Genomic DNA, 18,067 nt, shown 5'->3' on the forward strand with positions numbered 1-18,067 from the left:
TAATGAAGTATAACTACGTATTATTTGATGCCGACGAAACCTTATTTAGCTTTAATGCCTTTGCTGGCCTTAAAAACATGCTAGCAACCTATGACATGGATTTTACCGAGGCAGATTATGCCCATTATCAAAACACCAATAAGTCATTATGGATTGCTTATCAAAACAACGAGATCACCTCAAGTCACTTACAAGTAACTCGTTTTAGCGAACTGGCAAATAAACTAGATGTGCCAGCTCAACAGCTCAATGATGATTTTTTATCAGCAATGGCCGAAATTTGTATGCCTTTACCCGGCGCCGTTGAATTATTAAATGCCCTTAAACCCCATGCCAAGCTGGGCATTATTACCAATGGTTTTTCTCAGTTACAAGCACGTCGCCTAGCGCATACAGGGCTGCAAGATATGTTTGACTGGTTGGTTATTTCTGAGCAAGTCGGCATTGCTAAACCTGCAAAAGAGATATTTGAGCACACCTTTAACTTAATGGGTAATCCACCGAAAGAGCAAATTTTAATGGTCGGTGATACCGCTAGCAGTGATATTCTTGGCGGTCAAAATGTGGGAATTGACACTTGTTGGCTGCAACATCCTGGCGTGAACTTGCCTGAGGGAATTAAACCAACATATCAGGTAACCCAGCTTAAACAGTTGCAAACTATATTAGGACTTTGATAATAAAAGCCTGAGTGTAATTTAGCTGTTTAGCTAATTAACAAACAAAAAAATGACGCTAATAAGCGTCATTTTTTATAACTGTATATAAGTGATTAACTAATTAGGCGTTAGCTAGCTCAAGGCCGGGTGCAGGCATCGTCACAGGCGTTTCAAAGGTTGCCCACTCCCATGCTGACTCAGTTGCCATAATTTTGCGTAGTAACTTATTATTTAAATCATGACCTGATTTAAATGCGGTTACTTTGCCTAAAAGGTTGTGACCTGTCATAAACATGTCACCTACACAGTCTAGAATCTTATGCTTGACGAACTCGTCTGCGTAACGCAAACCGTTCGGATTTAAAACTTTAAATTCATCAAGTACCACTGCGCTATCCATGCTGCCACCTAGTGCTAGGTTGTTCGCATGCATGTATTCAATGTCTTTCATAAAGCCAAAAGTACGCGCACGGCTTATCTCTTCAGTAAAGCTTTGTGCCGTAATATCTAAACCAACACGTTGGCGGCTTTCATTGATTGCAGGGTGATCGAAGGCAATTTCGAAATCGATGTGGAATCCGTCGTAAGGTTCTACTTCGGCCCATTTATCACCTTCTTCAATACGTACTTTTTCTTTAATACGAATAAAGCGTTTTGCAACATTTTGCTCTTCAATGCCGCCTTTTTGTAATAAATAAATGAATGGCAATGCACTACCATCCATTATTGGTACTTCTGAGCTATCAAGTTCAACAATTAAATTGTCGATTCCCATTGCCGCAACCGCCGCAATTAAGTGCTCAGTAGTCGATAAGCGAACACCATCTTTGTTAATTAAACAGGTACACAATTGCGTATCACCAACGGCTTCAGGTGTTGTTTCAAAATCAACAACCGGATTAAGGTCGACACGACGAAATACAATCCCAGTATTTGCGCTCGCAGGTCGGAGAGTTATTGTGACCTTCTCACCTTTATGAAGTCCAATTCCTATGGCTTTGACTACTTGTGCAATCGTACGCTGTTTAATCATAGGTTCGCTCACTTTAGTATATATTACAGTTAGACGGCGGAGTGTAGCATAAATACGGTATAACTACAATATTCGTTCACATTTCGCACAAAAGTACTGTTTTTTATTAATCTGCTTGTTTACGTAAAAAAGCAGGGATGTCGAAATAATCGCCACCTTCAGATTTATCTGTTTTCTTAGCACTGCTTGACGACGTATTCGCTGAAGAACTTGAAGAGCTCGTCGATGTGCTTTGCTCTTTTGATTCTGTTTGCGTAGTCGTTGCAGGCTCTTCTGTACTTGCGCCTTGGCTTGCAAAGCTAGGAACATACATGCTGCTGCTTGTTTGCGTGCTTGAACTGGCTACATCAGAACCTGATGCTTTTTTAAAGCCATTATCTACAATACCAAACTGTGGACGACGATCGCCGCCTAAGCCAGTTGCAACAACCGTTACACGTAGCTCGTCTGTCATTTCAGGGTCAATTACCGCACCCACAACCACCGTTGCGTTTTCAGACGCTAGCGCCTTAACGTGATTACCTACGATTTCAAATTCTTCAATCGCGATATCCATGCCGGCAGTAATATTAACCAAGATACCTTTAGCACCGGTTAAATCAACGTCTTCTAGTAATGGGCTTGAAATAGCCGCTTCTGCTGCTTCTTGTGCACGATCAGGACCCGAGGCAGATGCAGTCCCCATCATGGCTGTACCCATTGCAGACATAACAGTACGTACGTCGGCGAAATCCACGTTAATTAGACCCGAGCGTGTGATTAGCTCAGCAATACCCTGTACCGCACCAAATAATACGTCATTTGCTTTAGCAAACGCATCCAGTAAAGTTGTCCCTTTACCTAATACTTTTAGTAATTTGTTATTTGGAATAGTAATTAACGAGTCCACGATTTCAGACAATTCGCTAATCCCCTGCTCTGCAGCAGCAGCACGTTTTTTACCTTCAAAATCAAATGGACGCGTTACAACTGCCACGGTTAGAATGCCCAGCTCTTTAGCAATTTTAGCCACGACTGGCGCTGCTCCGGTCCCTGTACCGCCGCCCATACCTGCCGCTATAAATACCATATCGGCGCCTTCAAGGCTGGCACGAATCGTTTCTGCGTCTTCTTCAGCCGACTGACGGCCTACTTCAGGGTTTGCACCCGCACCTAACCCAGAGGTTATTTGCGTACCTAATTGTACCGTTACATCAGCGGCTGAATTACGTAATGCTTGTGCATCCGTATTCGCTGCAATAAAACGAACACCTTCTATTTGTTGTTTTACCATGTGCTCAACTGCGTTACCGCCGCCGCCACCAACACCGATTACTTTTATTACAGCTTCTTCGCTGTGTTGTTCCATTATATCAAACATATTTACTCTCCGACTTGAGTACTAAAACTCGCCTTGAAACCATTTTGTGATGCGGTTCCACCAATTATTATTATCATCCGCTTTCGACTTTTGTGCATTCATCGACTGCATAGTACGCCCGTATTGTAACAAACCTACAGCGGTTGCGTACGATGGATCATCAACATAATCAGTTAAACCTACTACACCAATTGGTTTACCTATTCTTACTGGCATCTGAAAAATATCTTCAGCCACTTCCATTGCGCCAGTCATTTTAGCAGTTCCGCCAGTAATGACGAGACCTGCTGCAATTTGGTCTTCTAATCCTGAACGACGAATTTCTTCCATCGCCAGTTCAAATAATTCTCTAAAACGTGGCTCAACCACTTCTGATAACGTGTGCCTAGACATCAGTCTTGCTGGCCGCCCACCTACGCTTGGCACTTCAATCGTATCTTCGCTGCTCGCCATTTGGCTACTTGCACAGGCATATTGTACTTTGAGTGACTCAGCATGTGATATAGGTGTACGAAATATTTTTGCAATATCACCGGTTACTTGGTTACCTGCCACCGGAATAACCGCCGAATGACGCAGCGCACCATTAATATAAATAGTGATATCCATAGTACCACCACCAATATCAAGCACCGCAACACCTAACTCTTTTTCGTCATCCGTCAGTACGGAATAACACGAAGCAAGCGCTGTGAATATAAGTTGGTCAACTTCAAGCCCGCAACGTTCAACACATTTTTCTATATTTTTAGCCATGTCGTTGGAGCAGGTAATAATGTGCGCGCGTGCTTCCATGCGCACACCGCTCATGCCGAGTGGGTTTTTAATCCCCTCTTGCATGTCAATGCTGTACTCTTGCGGCAAAGCATGCAACATTTTGCGTTCAGCTGAAATTGGCACTGAACGAGCAATGTGTATTACATTTTCAATGTCTTCATCGGTTACTTCGGTGTTATTAATAGCCACAACACCGCTTTCGTTCTGACACTGAATATGCTTGCCAGAAATACCCAAATAAACCGAGCTAATACGACAATCAGCCATCAATTCGGCTTCATCTATAGCGCGGCGAATAGACTCAGACACTAAATTTAAATCGTTAACACCGCCTTTATCCATTCCATGAGATACTTGGCTCCCCACGCCAACAATGCTGAGCTTGTTATCTGTGGTGATTTCACCTACCGTGGCCACTACTTTAGAAGTGCCAACGTCTAATCCAATCACTAGGTTTCTTTCTGCTGACTTAGTCATGCCTTACTCTTTATTATAATTGCTGTTCTTGCAGTGGCTTATAGCTCACTGCAAGGCCGGTATCGTAGCGTAAATCAATTGCATCTATCTGTGCATCAGCACGTTTTTCTATACGTGAATAAACGTCTATAAAACGTTGTACACGTTTGGCTTTATCTTTGCGTCCTAAATTTAAACGCACACCGTTATCTAACCAAAGTTGCCACGAAAACCGCTCAGATAGCGCAAGGCTAGTGAGCGTTAATGCATTGACTTTGAGCATTTCATCAAACTGTTTAAACGCTACCCATGCTTCTTTTTCACTGCCCTCTGGCCCATATAGTTGGGGTAAAGTGGCACTTAATTTATCACTTTTTGCTTCAAACGCGTCACCGCTTTGATTAATCAGCAAGTCACTATTCCAGTGAGCAACCGCTTGATGTTCTACCACGTAAACTTGAATGGTATCAGGCCATTGCTTTCTTACCGATACCGTTGCAACCCAAGGCAGCTCTTGTACTAAATGCTGAACTTGCTTTACGTTTAGCTCAAAAAAACTGCTTAAATCTGCTTTTTTTATTGCCGCTGTTATTGCTTTTTCATCGGTGTACTTAGGGTTCCCCAGCACCGTTAAATGCTTAATTTGTGCATCTTTATTTTCAACTAACCAGTGCGAAACCCCACTGGTTATTTCAATTAACCCTATCACCACCGCTAGAAAAAAACTCACTCCAAAAATCAGCGACCAGTTAAGTTGCTGTTTTAGTTGCTGTGCTTTCTCTAAAAAGGGATGCATATTAAAGGGTTTGCTCCAAAATGCGAACAACTAATTGCTCAAAACTTGCCCCGTTGGCTTTTGCTGCCATTGGCACCAATGATTTTTCTGTCATGCCTGGTACGGTATTCACTTCTAGTAAGTAAAAATGTCCTTGTTCATCTTGCATCGCATCGACTCGTCCCCAGCCACTTGCACCTACTAAATCAAACGCATCAAGCGCCATCGCTTGTAATTTTTGAGTATCCGATGGTGATAAATCAGCAGGGCAATGATATTGCGTACTACTTGACTGATATTTAGCTTGGTAGTCATAAAATCCGTTTGGGGTGCTCATTTCAATCACAGGTTGTACTTCATCACCCAAGACCGTAATGGTAAATTCACGACCCGTGATCCACTGCTCTACCAATACTTGGCTGTCGAACTTAAATGCATTAGTGAGCGCATCTTCAAGTTCTTCTGCAGAGCTTGCTTGCGCCATACCGATACTGGAGCCCTCGTGCGATGGCTTAACCATTACCTTTTTAAATTGCGCCATAATGGCATTGGCATCAAAGCCTTTTTTAGCATCAACCACGGCATAAGGTGCGGTGCTTAAGCCTGCCGATTTAAACAAATGCTTACAACGAATTTTATCCATTGCCAGTGCCGAACCCAGAACATTACTGCCGGTATACGGCAGGTTCATAAATTCTAGAGCACCTTGTACCGTGCCGTCTTCACCACCACGACCATGCAAAGCAATAAAAACGCGATCAACGTTTAACGACTTTAATTCCCATAACGAACGATTTTGTGGATCAAACGCTATCGCATCAATGCCAACGTCTAAGAGCGCATTTAATACCGCTTGACCAGATTTTAATGACACGTCGCGCTCTGCTGAGTTTCCACCTAGCAGCACCGCTACTTTACCAAACTGGGAATTTACCTGCGTCATACTTCACCTTGCTTTAATTTTTCTATCGACATATTCGTGGCTGCTAAATTTTTAACTAGCTGACCTATGTTACCCGCACCTTGTGTGAGCACTAGGTCGTTATTTTGTAGGCAGTTGGCAAGTACACCCGCAAGCTCTGAGCTTGAGGCTACATGTAATGGCTCTTTGCCACGCTGGCGCAAACTACGGCATAAACTCTTACTATCAGCGCCAACAATCGGCTCTTCGCCAGCACTGTAAACATCGAGTAATAAAAGCTGATCAACCTCAGCCAATACCTTAACAAAATCTTCGTATAAATCGCGAGTACGCGTATAACGGTGCGGCTGATACACCATCACTAAACGCTTATCAGGCCAGCCTTCCCGTGCTGCGGTGATGGTAGCAGCCACTTCTGACGGGTGATGACCATAGTCATCAACAAGCATCACGCTGCCGCGTTCATTTTCAAATTCACCGTAGTGCTGAAAACGACGGCCAATACCTTCAAAAGTATCTAAAGCCGCTAAAATTGCATGATTCGCAATATTTTGATCTTTAGCCACGGCAATCGCTGCGGTTGCATTAAGGGCATTATGTTTACCCGGCATATTCAGCTTGGCGGTTAAACTCTCACCTTGTTTATTAGTCACCGTAAATTGGCATGTGTTCGCTGTTTGGCTAAAGTCGCTCATTCGATAATCAGCCTCGTGTGACTCACCATAAGTGATCACCGGACGACCAAAACGGGGGATCAATTCAGCAGCAACGTCTGAATCAATACACACCACCGCTAACCCGTAAAACGGCAGGTTATGAATGAATTCAACATAAGTATCTTTCATTTTTTCTAAACTACCGCCGTAGGTTTCCATGTGATCTTCTTCAATATTAGTGATCACCGACACCATAGGCTGTAAGTGCAAAAATGAGGCATCGCTTTCATCTGCTTCGGCGATTAAAAAGTCACTTTTACCTACCTTAGCATTGCTGCCAGCACTGTTAAGCAAACCACCAATAATAAAGGTTGGATCGAGCCCGGCTTGTGCATAAATGCTCGCAATTAAGCTGGTTGTGGTCGTTTTACCATGGGTGCCCGCAATGGCAATACCGTGGCGAAAGCGCATCAGTTCAGCTAACATTTCTGCACGACGAACCACCGGAATACGCGCAGCTTGCGCGGCTTGAATTTCAGGATTTGTTTTATCTATTGCACTTGAAACCACCACCACATTGGCGTCTTTTACGTTATTTTCATGATGGCCAATAAATACTTCAGCACCGGCTTTAATTAAACGCTCAGTCATTGCGCTGTGAGCTATATCTGAACCGGTAATACGGTAACCTTCAAAAGCAAGTACTTCTGCAATGCCGCCCATGCCTGCACCGCCTATTCCTACAAAGTGAATAGTTTCAATGCGGCGCATCGCTGGGCGTGTATATTTTTCTTTTGCTAATGTCTGTTTCACTTATGTTCTCTTATTTGTTACTTGCTCACAGTGCATCGCTACGCTTGCTGTGGCATCTAAAATAGCCTGCTGTTTTGCTTTGCCAGCCATTTTAGTTATTAATAAAGGTTCGGCTAAATAGGGGCTTAAAAGTTCAACAATACTGCGCTTATTAAATTGCCCCTGTGGCATTAATAACGCCCCCTCTGCCATTACTAAATACTGTGCATTGGCTGTTTGATGATCATCAACCGCGTGTGGAAACGGCACAAATACCGCCATTTTACCCGCTGCGGCAATTTCACTTACCGTAAGCGCACCCGCACGACAAATCACAATATCTGCCCAGCTATAAGCAGTATCCATATCATCAATAAATTCAGCAACGGTCACTTGCTCATTGCCCATTTGTTGCTGCTGGTAACTTTCACTTACACTAGCAAGGTGCCCTTTACCGGTTTGATGCCAAATATTAATGGCACAAGTATCATTCAAGCGCTTAAATGCTTCTGGCAGTGTTTGGTTGAGTACTTGCGCACCTAACGAGCCACCCACAACAAGCATATTGATTGGGCTTGATACTTCCCGCTTAGGTATATCAACCACACTCTGACGCACAGGGTTACCCACCAGCTCAGCCTTTCCACTGGCAAAAGCACTGGGGAAAGCCGCTAACACGCGATTAGCACATTTAGCCAACCACCTATTACTCATGCCTGCTACGGCATTTTGTTCGTGAATCACCAAAGGAATACCTAGGCTTTTTGCCGCAATACCTGTTGGGCCAGTTACATACCCCCCCATTGCTAAAACGACGTCAGGGCGTTGTTGTTTTAATACCTTACGCGCTTGCAATATTGCATTAATAACCATGAATGGCGCTTTAATAAGGCGTTTTAAACCATTCCCTCGCACGCCTTTTACATCAATAAAATCAATTTCTATGTTGTGCTTGGGCACGACACTGGCTTCCATTCTATCTGGGGTGCCTATCCAGCTAACTTGCCAACCTTGCTGTTTGAGATAATCAGCAACGGCAATCCCTGGAAAAATATGTCCACCTGTGCCCCCTGCTACAACGACTATTTTTTTACTCATCGCTTAGCTCCACCTGACGTGGCTTGTTTCGTTGCCATCTTGGTCTCAAAATCTACACGTAATAAAATACCGGTTGCTATGGTCATCATTAATAAACTTGAGCCACCATAAGAAATAAACGGCAAGGTTAATCCTTTGGTTGGTAAAATACCGGCACTGGCGCCCACATTCACCATGGTTTGAAACGCAAACCAAATACCAATTGCTAAGGCTAAGTAGCCTTCATATTCTTTGCCGTTTTTAAGCGCGTTTTGGCCAATGAGTAAAGCTCTAAATACTAAAGTACCCAGTACCATTAAAATGCTCAGCACCCCCATAAAACCTAACTCTTCAGCAATAACAGCAAAAATAAAGTCGGTGTGCGCTTCTGGTAAATATTGTAATTTTTGTACGCTGTTTCCTAGGCCTTGGCCAAACCAATCGCCTTGACTATAAGCCATTAGTGATTGCACTAATTGGTAGCCTTTGCCAAAAGGGTCATCCCAAGGTTCTAAAAAGCCAACCACACGCGCCATACGATATGGCTCTAACACAATAAGCCCAACCACTAGCGCAATACCGGTTAAAATAAGTGCAAAAAACTGCCAAAGCTTGGCACCGGCTAAAAACAACAAACCAACCGTAGTAACAAACATCACCACCACAGTCCCTAAATCGGGCTGCATTAAAATAAGTGCTGCATAAACTGCAAATACCGCTATGGGTTTAGCAAAGCCTTTTATGTTTTCTTGAACTTCATTGCGCTTACGTACTAAGTAGCCTGCGATATAACTAAAGAAGAACAACTTAGCTAGCTCCGAGGCTTGAATATTAAACGGTCCTACGGGTATCCAGCGGGTTGAACCATTGACTTCACGTCCTACAATAAGTACCACTAATAACAGTACTAAACCGATTAGTAATAAATAGGGGTTAGCTTTTTTCCACCACGACATAGGTACTTGAGTACTAATGCAAAATAAACAAAACGATAGCCCTAAAAAAATGCCATGGCGGATAGTAAAATGATAAATATTACCAAACAGTCTATCGGCTGTCGGCATTGAGGCACTGGTTACCATCACAAAGCCCACACCAATCAGCATTAGCATGCAATAAAGCAGTGGCACATCATAAAGCTGCGCTGAAGGTTTAGGGGTGAGAGCCTCTTTAATATCCGCAAAAGCAATCATGACTGCCCCTGCAATACACATTGCACAAAATCATCGCCGCGTTGCATATAATTGTTATACATATCAATGCTGGCACAGGCAGGTGCGAGTAAAACGGTATCGCCCGATTTACTTAATTGCTTTGCAAGCGCCACAGCCTCAGACATATTATTGGTTAAATGACCTTTAGCACTGAGTGCCACTAAATCTTTGGCATCTTTACCAAAACAAATCAGCGCTTTTACATGCTTTTCAATATAAGGCTTTAACACCTCTAAATCAGCACCTTTAGCATCACCACCAGCAATCACCACTAGGTTTTCGTGCTTACCCGTTAAACTATCTATTGCCGCCACTGTTGCGCCTACGTTGGTGGCTTTAGAGTCGTTAAAGTATTTAACGCCATTAAACTCACCCACAAACTGACAACGGTGCGCTAAGCCATTAAATTGAGATAATGCGGTTTTGTAGTGCGCCTTAGTAATTGCAAATGGGCTGAGTAATGCCATCACTGCCAACGTATTTAAATAGTTATGCTTACCCACAACGGCTAAAGCACTTACTGGTAAATAAGCTTCGTCCTTTACCATAAAGTGCGCTTCGTTATTGTGCTGTGCTAAGTGGTAATTGCCTTGTGTTTCACCAAAACTCAGTTGTGGTGCTAACGTGCGACTCACAGGGTGTGTTTGCTTATCGTCAGCATTAATCACTAAGTGTTCAGCACCGTTATAAATACTTAATTTTGAATCTATATAGGCTTGGTAACTATCATAACGATCGAGATGATCTTCTGAAATATTAAGCACGGTTGCACTGGTGGTTTTTAGGCTGCGTGTGGTATCAAGCTGAAAACTCGATAGCTCTAATACAAATACATCAAAGTCACCGTCAAGCAAATCCAGTACCGCTGTGCCAATGTTGCCACCGAGTGCCACCTTGTAACCTGCGGTTTTTAATACTTCGTAGGCAAGTGTTACTACGGTTGATTTACCATTAGAGCCGGTTACAGCAACGACTGGTTTGCTATTAATGCGCGCAAATAACTCAACATCACCAATCACTTTAACGCCTGCGTTAATTGCCTTAACAATTGCTGGTGTTTTTAAGCTCAGCCCAGGACTAATAATAATCATATCGCAAGCACTGAGCGCCGCATTTTCTAAGTCACCAAAGTGAGTTTTTAATTGAGGTGCGTGCTGATTGAGCCAATCAACACCTGGCGGATTCTCTCTGCTATCGACCACATAAGGCTGTATTGATTGAGATAATAAAAAACGCACAATGCCCAGACCGGTTACACCGAGTCCGAGCACTGTTATGTGTTTATTTTTTATCTCGTTTAAATACTGCATTTATCGGATCTTTAATGTCGCAAGGCCAGCGAGTACCAGCACAATAGAAATTATCCAAAAGCGCACAATAACGCGTGGCTCCGGCCAACCTTTAAGTTCGTAATGGTGATGAATAGGCGCCATTCTAAAAATGCGTTGCCCACGTAATTTGTAAGAGCCAACTTGTAAAATTACCGATAGCGCTTCCATTACAAACACGCCCCCCATAATAATCAGTAACAGCTCTTGGCGAACAAGCACGGCAATAATCCCCAATGCACCACCCAGTGCTAATGAGCCTACATCGCCCATAAATACTTGCGCCGGATACGTGTTAAACCATAAAAAACCTAACCCAGCCCCTACAATAGCGGTACATACCACAACCAACTCACTCGCCAGTGGTAAATGCGGAATATGCAAATAAGCCGAAAAATTAATATTACCCGTTAAGTAAGCAATAATGGCCAGTGCTGCAGCCACTAAAATAGTAGGTACAATGGCTAAACCGTCTAGACCGTCGGTTAAATTAACCGCGTTTGACGTGCCCACCAACGCAAAGTAGGTGATCACGATATAAAACAGCCCCAGCTGTGGCAGTACATCTTTAAAAAATGGCACAACAAGAGATGTTTCTGTCGCTTGTGTGCTGCTCATGTAAAGCGCAGTGGCTACAACCAGTGCAATTACCGATTGCCAAAAGTATTTCCACTTTGCAATAAGTCCTTTTGGATCTTTGCGGATCACCTTACGGTAATCATCAATAAAGCCCACAATACCTAATGAGCCAATTACAAATAAAGTGGCCCATACGTATTTATTAGACAAGTCTGCCCATAATAATGTGCTGGTAAAAATAGCTCCTAAAATAAGTAAGCCACCCATGGTCGGGGTACCCGATTTAGATAGGTGCGATTGCGGACCATCATCACGTACTGTTTGCCCTATTTGCATGCGTTGCAACGCACGAATTAACTTAGGACCAAAATACAACGACATCATCAATGCGGTTAAAATACCTAAAATGGCACGCAGGGTTAAATACGAAAAAACATTAAAGCCACTATAATATTGAGTTAAATACTCAGCCAGCCAAACTAACATGATGATACTCCATTGATGGCTTGTTGCTGGCCATTAACTAAATCGGTTACTAAAAGCTCCATGCGAGAACTGCGTGATCCTTTCACGACAAGGGTAATTTTTTTATCTACTTTGCTAATGCTGTTTTGAATTTGCTGCAGCATTTGCTCACGATTAGAGAAATGGCGATTTGGCAGCCCAAATACATCACTGGCACATTTACTTAATACTCCGAGTGTAAATAACTCATCAATGCCTTGCGCTAATGCGTATTCACCGACTTCTTGATGATATTTACGGGCATCTTCGCCAAGTTCACCCATATCACCGAGTGCCAAAATACGATGACCTTGAATATCACTAAGTAAATCAATCGCAGCTTTCACCGACTTTACGTTGGCATTGTATGTATCATCGATAATGGTGAGTGAATCACTGGCTTCAATTAGGTTAACCCGTCCTTTAACTTCACCCATGGTCGCTAACGCGCTGGCAATGTCCTCAAGTGACACGTCAAACTCACTTGTTAACGCCGCAGCAATAAGCGCGTTACTAATATTATGTTTACCTGGCAGTGCTAACTTAACCGGCACACTGTGTTGCTTGGTGCACAAAGTAAAGCTTGCGCGAGCTTGTGCATCTAGGCTGATGTCTTCAGCCCAAATATCGAGCTTTTCACTACTCGAAAAACATTTAATATTGCGCGTTGCTAACTTATCAAGCCAATATTGACTAAAGTCACTATCGCAATTGACGATGGCGATACCATCCTCTTTTAATCCGTCGTAAATTTCACCTTTTGCTTGTGCCACACCTTGCAGGCTACCAAAGCCTTCCAAGTGGGCAGCAGCAACATTACATACCACAGCTACATCCGGTTTGGTCATCGCGGTGGTGTACGCAATTTCACCTATGTGGTTAGCGCCTAATTCAATAACCGCAAAGCGATGTTGTGGCTCTAATCTGAGTAAAGTTAACGGTACGCCAATGTCGTTGTTAAAATTACCTTTAGTGGCTAATACATCCCCTTTACTTGATAAAATAGCGGCACACATTTCTTTAACTGTTGTTTTACCTACACTGCCAGTAATAGCGATAGTTTTAGGTGCAACTTGCGCCATCACTGCTGTACCAATTGTGCCTAATGCAATACGGGTATCGGCAACTACAAATTGAGCAATATCGGTATCAACAGCGTGATCGACAATCACGCCTATAGCGCCTTTTTGTTTTGCTTGTTCAATAAATTTATGGCCATCAAAATTTGGGCCCTTAAGCGCCAAAAACACTTCACCATCACACAAAGTACGGGTATCGGTGTTTATATTTATCACCTTGCGATTATCACCTTGATAATCGGTTGCTAGCACATTAGCTAGCCAATCAAAATCCATTGGGATCATGCTTGAGACCCTCTTACTGCTTTTTTTAATTGTTGTTGTACAAATTGGCGGTCGCAAAAATCGATGCGTGTATCGCCTATAATTTGATAGTCTTCATGCCCTTTACCGGCAATTAAAATAACCTCACCGGCTTTTGCGTTATCTATAGCAAATTGTATCGCGGCACCGCGATCGGCCTCTAAATGAGCGTTTTCTGGATGCTCTAATCCCGCAGCTACATCATTAATAATTACCTTAGGGTCTTCAGAGCGTGGGTTATCACTGGTAATGATCACTTTGTCTGCAAACTGCTCAGCAGCTTGTGCCATTAGTACACGCTTTCCTTTATCTCTGTCGCCGCCACAACCAAACACACAACTAACTCCACCTGGTACATGTTGCTGCAGCGCTTGTAACGCTAAAGCCAACGCATCTGGCGTATGCGCGTAATCAACAACGCAAGTAGGCATACTTGGCGCTGTAAATGCTTGCATCCTGCCGGCTACCGGCTGTAAATACTCACATCCTGCTACTAACTGTGTTAATGGATAGCCTAGCGCTAATAGCGTTGCTAACGCAGCCGTTAGATTATAAAGGTTAAATTCACCAAACAGCGGTGATTTTATGGCAACATCACCCCAGCTAGTAGTTAATTGCGCCGAAATACCGGTTGCTGAATACTGAACATCTGAAAAATATACAAACTGTGAATTTTTAGGGGCTAAGTTTTTACGGCCATAACAAATAAGACTATTAAAGCTGTATTTTTCAATCCATTGTTCTGCTTGTCTGTCATCTTGATTAAGAATGACATGATCAGCATCAAAATCACGAAACAGCATCAATTTAGCATCACCGTAGCTTTGCATATCGCCATGGTAATCTAAGTGATCGCGCGACAAGTTAGTAAACACTGCGGCTTTAAAATAGCATTGATCAACACGGTGCTGTACCAAACCATGCGATGACACTTCCATAGCAACCAATTGGTGTTGCTCATTTTTTAAGTCGCTTAAAATACGCTGTAAATCGACTGCTGAAGGCGTAGTATTTTGCAGTGGTGTTAAGTTATCTGGATGGCCGTAACCTAAGGTACCAATAATAGCGGCTTGGGTATGACAAAATTGCGCTAAATGAGCAATCATTGCTGTGGTAGTCGATTTACCATTGGTGCCCGTTACGCCAACTAAATCTAAGTGCTTGCTCGGTTGTTGGTAAAATTGACTCGCCAATACAGGCAGTTTCTTATTCAATTCTGAGACTAAATAAAGCGGCTCAAAATCACTTTCAAATTCACACAGTCTGTCGGCAATAATTGCACTGGCACCATTTTCAATTGCTTTACTAATAAAGTGCCCACCATCTAACTGGTGCCCTTTTATCGCCACAAACACATCACCTGGTTTTACATCGCGGCTATCTAAACGCAGCTCGTTTACCATTAAACGTGCTGCATCTATTTCTAAATGTTTTAAAATTGTGTGTAAATCACGCACCATCATCTTTGCCCTTCACGTATGCCACCGAGTCTTTGTCTGGGGCAACGTTTAAAATTCTTAATGAATTAGAGATTATTTCTGCAAACGCTGGACCTGCTGTTGCGCCGCCATAATAAACATCTCCACCGGGCTCGTTGATTAATACCACAACGGCTAATCGCGGGTTACTCGCAGGAGCAATGCCCGCAAAATAACCTACATATTCGTCACCATAGCCCCCTGCGGCGGCTTTTTTAGAGGTGCCTGTTTTACCAGCAGCGCGGTAACCATCCACTTTAACGCGGCGTGCGGTACCGCCTTCTTCAAATACGCTTTCCATCATGTGTACAACGGCTTCAACATCTTCTTGTTGAAAGACACGCTCACCTTCAGGTATAGAATCTTGTTTTAGTACAGTAAGCGGACGATTAACCCCGCCTGCCCCTAACATGGCGTAAAAACGTGCCATTTGCGCGGTACTCACGGCAATATTGTAACCAAACGAGAGCGCTGCAATTTCATGATCTGACCAACGGCGATTAGGGTAAAATAAGCCACTACTTTCGCCTACCATGCCAGTACCACTATCACTGCCAAACCCCACTTTTTGATACAGGCCCACAAAGTACTCTTTGGGTACTGTTTGGCTTATTTTGGTTACTCCCATATTACTGGAGTATTTTAAAATTTCGCGCAGCGTCATTTCGCCATGATTACGGGTATCTTGTACTAAGCTGCCCCCTAAGCGCATCCAGCCTGGGTAGGTATCAACTTTGTCATCCGGTTGGATTGTGCCGTAGTCTAATCCAGCTAAAATGGCTAGAGGCTTAACAGTTGAGCCGGGTTCAAACAAATCGGTAATAGCGCGGTTACGACGTTTATGAGGAGCCGCCCCGCTTAAGTTGTTAGGATTAAATGATGGGCTATTGACCATGGCCAAGACTTCACCGGTTTTAACATCTACTACCATGGCAGAACCTGAGGTCGCTTTATAAGTTAATACCGCTGATTTAACTGCTTTATAGGCAATGGCTTGAATTCGCTGATCAATACTTAGTTGAATGCTTTCAGGCTCTACTCGCTCGCGTTCATCAAGCACTTCAACTTCACGCCCTTGCGCATCTTTGCGAATGGTACGGCGACCTTCTTCACCGGTTAACGCGTTTTCATAAAGCTTTTCTATGCCCTCAATGCCTTTACCATCAATATTGGTAAACCCAATAACATGTGCGCTTACTTCACCAGCAGGGTAATAACGTTTTGATTCATCCAATAAATGAATACCAGGTAGGCGTAAATCACCGATGTAATTAGCCACAGCGGGAGTCACTTGGCGTTTTAAATACACAAAGCGACGAGTAGGATCATCAAGTAATCGCGTGTTAATTTTACTAGGCTCAATGCGCAACACATCAGCCAATTCACGCCAGCGTAAATCATTTTTATAATACAGGGCGGTACGCTTATTTAACTCAGCAACATTTTCACGAAGCGTTTGCTGATCTTCACCGTTTTTGCGTGCTTGCCTAAGTACTTTACTAACCAGTGATTTATGCAGGGCTTTAGGATCCGCATACACGCTTACCACAGGCACACTAACGGCAAGCTCTTTACCGTTACGATCGAAAATCATCCCGCGTTGCACATGCAGTTTTTCAATCCGTACCGTACGTTTATCGCTTTCAGAGCGCGCTTTATCAGGTTCAATTACTTGCAAGTACGCAGCACGCGATACCAAGGTCACAAACACTAAAAAAATCACCGCGCACACTAAAATAAAGCGCCATGCTATTAGGTTATTGACTGGTTTTTTGCCTCGCATTCTCATTGTAATATAATTACCTGCTCATCTTGGCTGGTTGGCCGCTTCATTTCGAGTTGTGACGTTGCCACTTCTTCAATGCGCGCATGTTGTGAATAAAACTCTTCTTCCACTAAAAAATAACGCCATTCTAAATCCAATTCGTCACGCTCTTGAAGCAACGAATCTTGCTCAATTAATTGCGCTCGAGAGAGATGAGTTACTTGCACCACACTCAAGCTTGATGCGAATATCACAACCAACAAGGCCAAGGTGATCTTGTTCGCACCTAGGCCTTTAATTATTTCAAGAAATAAATTGGGTTGGCGATAGCTCGCTTTTTTACTCATCCCAACCTCTGTGCGATCCTTAGCACTGAGCTGCGAGAGCGTGGATTACGCGCCACTTCATCAGCACTTGGTTTAATAGCTTTACCCACTGCTTTTAACGTCAGATTTTTATTTATTTGTGCGTCGGTTAAAGGCAGACCTCTGGGTATCGCTTCTCCCTTACTCTGTTTTTTAATAAATTGTTTAACAATGCGATCTTCTAAAGAATGAAACGAAATAACCACTAAGCGACCACCCGGCTTAAGAACTTTAATCGCCGCTTGTAATGCCGTTTGAATTTCCTCTAATTCGCTATTGATATAAATACGAATAGCCTGAAAAGTCCGCGTTGCAGGGTGTTTAAACTTATCTTTCACCGGTACGGCTTCATCGACTAAATCAGCGAGCTGCTTAGTAGTAGTGATTGGCGTGTGTTCACGCACTTCTAAAATTTTGTGCGCAATGCGCTTACCAAATTTTTCTTCACCTAGCTTTTTGATCACATGAGTAATGTCATCTAATTCAGCCTCAGCTAACCACTGCGCTGCGCTGCGACCTGTACTTGGATCCATTCTCATATCGAGCGGACCATCTTTCATAAAGCTAAAGCCACGCGCTGCGTCATCTAGCTGCGGTGAAGACACACCAATATCAAGTAAAATGCCATCAACCTGACCAATAAGATCGTTTTGCTCAGCTACCTCGTATAACTTTGAAAAACGAGAATGAGCAATTGAAAAACGTGGATCATCAGCAAACTTTTCAGCAGACTTTATCGCTTGTGGATCTTGGTCAATGGCCTGCAAACGACCGCTTTCACCTAAGCGCGCTAATATTTGCCCTGAATGTCCGCCACGTCCAAAGGTACCATCCATGTATATGCCGTCTGGCTTAATTGCAAGTGCATCTATGGTTTCGTCCATTAATACGGATACGTGTTCAAATTGCGCTGTCATTAGCTGTTATTTGCCTTTTATTTTGCTG

The 18,067-nt window shown here is 43.3% G+C and carries 16 protein-coding genes; 1 reads left to right on the forward strand and 15 read right to left on the reverse strand.

The window, feature by feature from the left end:
- The first annotated feature begins 2 nt into the window (after positions 1-2).
- Positions 3-677, forward strand: coding sequence for a pyrimidine 5'-nucleotidase (yjjG, locus tag AAEY57_RS05920; RefSeq protein ID WP_013464063.1), 675 nt, complete (start codon positions 3-5; stop codon positions 675-677).
- Between the two features lie 103 nt (positions 678-780).
- Here yjjG and lpxC read toward each other — a convergent pair whose 3' ends face one another.
- The 15 genes from lpxC to rsmH all read right to left on the reverse strand — a co-directional run bounded on the left by lpxC (position 781) and on the right by rsmH (position 18,039).
- Positions 781-1,692: a UDP-3-O-acyl-N-acetylglucosamine deacetylase gene (gene lpxC / locus AAEY57_RS05925; RefSeq protein WP_350606903.1), complete on the reverse strand. Its 912-nt coding sequence runs from the start codon at positions 1,690-1,692 to the stop codon at positions 781-783.
- A gap of 106 nt (positions 1,693-1,798) precedes the next feature.
- Positions 1,799-3,052, reverse strand: coding sequence for a cell division protein FtsZ (gene ftsZ, locus AAEY57_RS05930; protein ID WP_024601202.1), 1,254 nt, complete (start codon positions 3,050-3,052; stop codon positions 1,799-1,801).
- A 21-nt stretch (positions 3,053-3,073) separates the two neighbouring features.
- A complete protein-coding gene (gene ftsA / locus AAEY57_RS05935; RefSeq protein WP_013464060.1) occupies positions 3,074-4,306 on the reverse strand; it encodes a cell division protein FtsA in 1,233 nt (410 codons plus the stop codon).
- A 13-nt stretch (positions 4,307-4,319) separates the two neighbouring features.
- A complete protein-coding gene (locus AAEY57_RS05940) occupies positions 4,320-5,081 on the reverse strand; it encodes a cell division protein FtsQ/DivIB (RefSeq protein WP_013464059.1) in 762 nt (253 codons plus the stop codon).
- Between the two features lies 1 nt (position 5,082).
- On the reverse strand, positions 5,083-6,003 hold the full coding sequence (locus AAEY57_RS05945) for a D-alanine--D-alanine ligase (protein WP_036956003.1): 921 nt from the start codon (positions 6,001-6,003) through the stop codon (positions 5,083-5,085).
- Positions 6,000-7,409 carry a UDP-N-acetylmuramate--L-alanine ligase gene (gene murC / locus AAEY57_RS05950; RefSeq protein WP_216712925.1) on the reverse strand — a complete coding sequence of 470 codons (1,410 nt, stop codon included), beginning with the start codon at positions 7,407-7,409 and terminating at the stop codon, positions 6,000-6,002. The genes AAEY57_RS05945 and murC overlap by 4 nt, the downstream gene beginning before the upstream one ends.
- Before the next feature lie 42 nt (positions 7,410-7,451).
- Positions 7,452-8,528 carry an undecaprenyldiphospho-muramoylpentapeptide beta-N-acetylglucosaminyltransferase gene (gene murG / locus AAEY57_RS05955; RefSeq protein ID WP_350606908.1) on the reverse strand — a complete coding sequence of 359 codons (1,077 nt, stop codon included), beginning with the start codon at positions 8,526-8,528 and terminating at the stop codon, positions 7,452-7,454.
- Positions 8,525-9,700, reverse strand: coding sequence for a cell division protein FtsW (gene ftsW, locus AAEY57_RS05960; RefSeq protein WP_008465286.1), 1,176 nt, complete (start codon positions 9,698-9,700; stop codon positions 8,525-8,527). The genes murG and ftsW overlap by 4 nt, the downstream gene beginning before the upstream one ends.
- Positions 9,697-11,031, reverse strand: coding sequence for a UDP-N-acetylmuramoyl-L-alanine--D-glutamate ligase (murD, locus tag AAEY57_RS05965; RefSeq protein ID WP_350606911.1), 1,335 nt, complete (start codon positions 11,029-11,031; stop codon positions 9,697-9,699). Before murD ends, ftsW begins: the two co-directional genes overlap by 4 nt.
- Positions 11,032-12,114 (reverse strand): phospho-N-acetylmuramoyl-pentapeptide-transferase, encoded by a 1,083-nt coding sequence (gene mraY / locus AAEY57_RS05970; RefSeq protein ID WP_008110692.1) that lies wholly within the window; start codon positions 12,112-12,114, stop codon positions 11,032-11,034. It abuts the gene before it with no gap.
- Positions 12,108-13,496 carry a UDP-N-acetylmuramoyl-tripeptide--D-alanyl-D-alanine ligase gene (locus tag AAEY57_RS05975; RefSeq protein WP_008110694.1) on the reverse strand — a complete coding sequence of 463 codons (1,389 nt, stop codon included), beginning with the start codon at positions 13,494-13,496 and terminating at the stop codon, positions 12,108-12,110. Before AAEY57_RS05975 ends, mraY begins: the two co-directional genes overlap by 7 nt.
- Complete coding sequence (gene murE / locus AAEY57_RS05980; protein WP_350606940.1) at positions 13,493-14,971, reverse strand: UDP-N-acetylmuramoyl-L-alanyl-D-glutamate--2,6-diaminopimelate ligase; 1,479 nt, start codon at positions 14,969-14,971, stop codon at positions 13,493-13,495. The genes AAEY57_RS05975 and murE overlap by 4 nt, the downstream gene beginning before the upstream one ends.
- A complete protein-coding gene (locus tag AAEY57_RS05985) occupies positions 14,964-16,781 on the reverse strand; it encodes a peptidoglycan glycosyltransferase FtsI (protein WP_013464053.1) in 1,818 nt (605 codons plus the stop codon). The genes murE and AAEY57_RS05985 overlap by 8 nt, the downstream gene beginning before the upstream one ends.
- Positions 16,778-17,104, reverse strand: a complete 327-nt coding sequence (ftsL, locus tag AAEY57_RS05990) for a cell division protein FtsL (protein ID WP_008110697.1) — start codon at positions 17,102-17,104, stop codon at positions 16,778-16,780. The genes AAEY57_RS05985 and ftsL overlap by 4 nt, the downstream gene beginning before the upstream one ends.
- Positions 17,101-18,039: a 16S rRNA (cytosine(1402)-N(4))-methyltransferase RsmH gene (gene rsmH / locus AAEY57_RS05995; protein ID WP_008110698.1), complete on the reverse strand. Its 939-nt coding sequence runs from the start codon at positions 18,037-18,039 to the stop codon at positions 17,101-17,103. The genes ftsL and rsmH overlap by 4 nt, the downstream gene beginning before the upstream one ends.
- Positions 18,040-18,067: the final 28 nt, after the last annotated feature.

It is taken from the genome of Pseudoalteromonas sp. MER144-MNA-CIBAN-0113, assembly GCF_040308965.1.
Classification (GTDB): Bacteria; Pseudomonadota; Gammaproteobacteria; order Enterobacterales; family Alteromonadaceae; genus Pseudoalteromonas; species Pseudoalteromonas tetraodonis.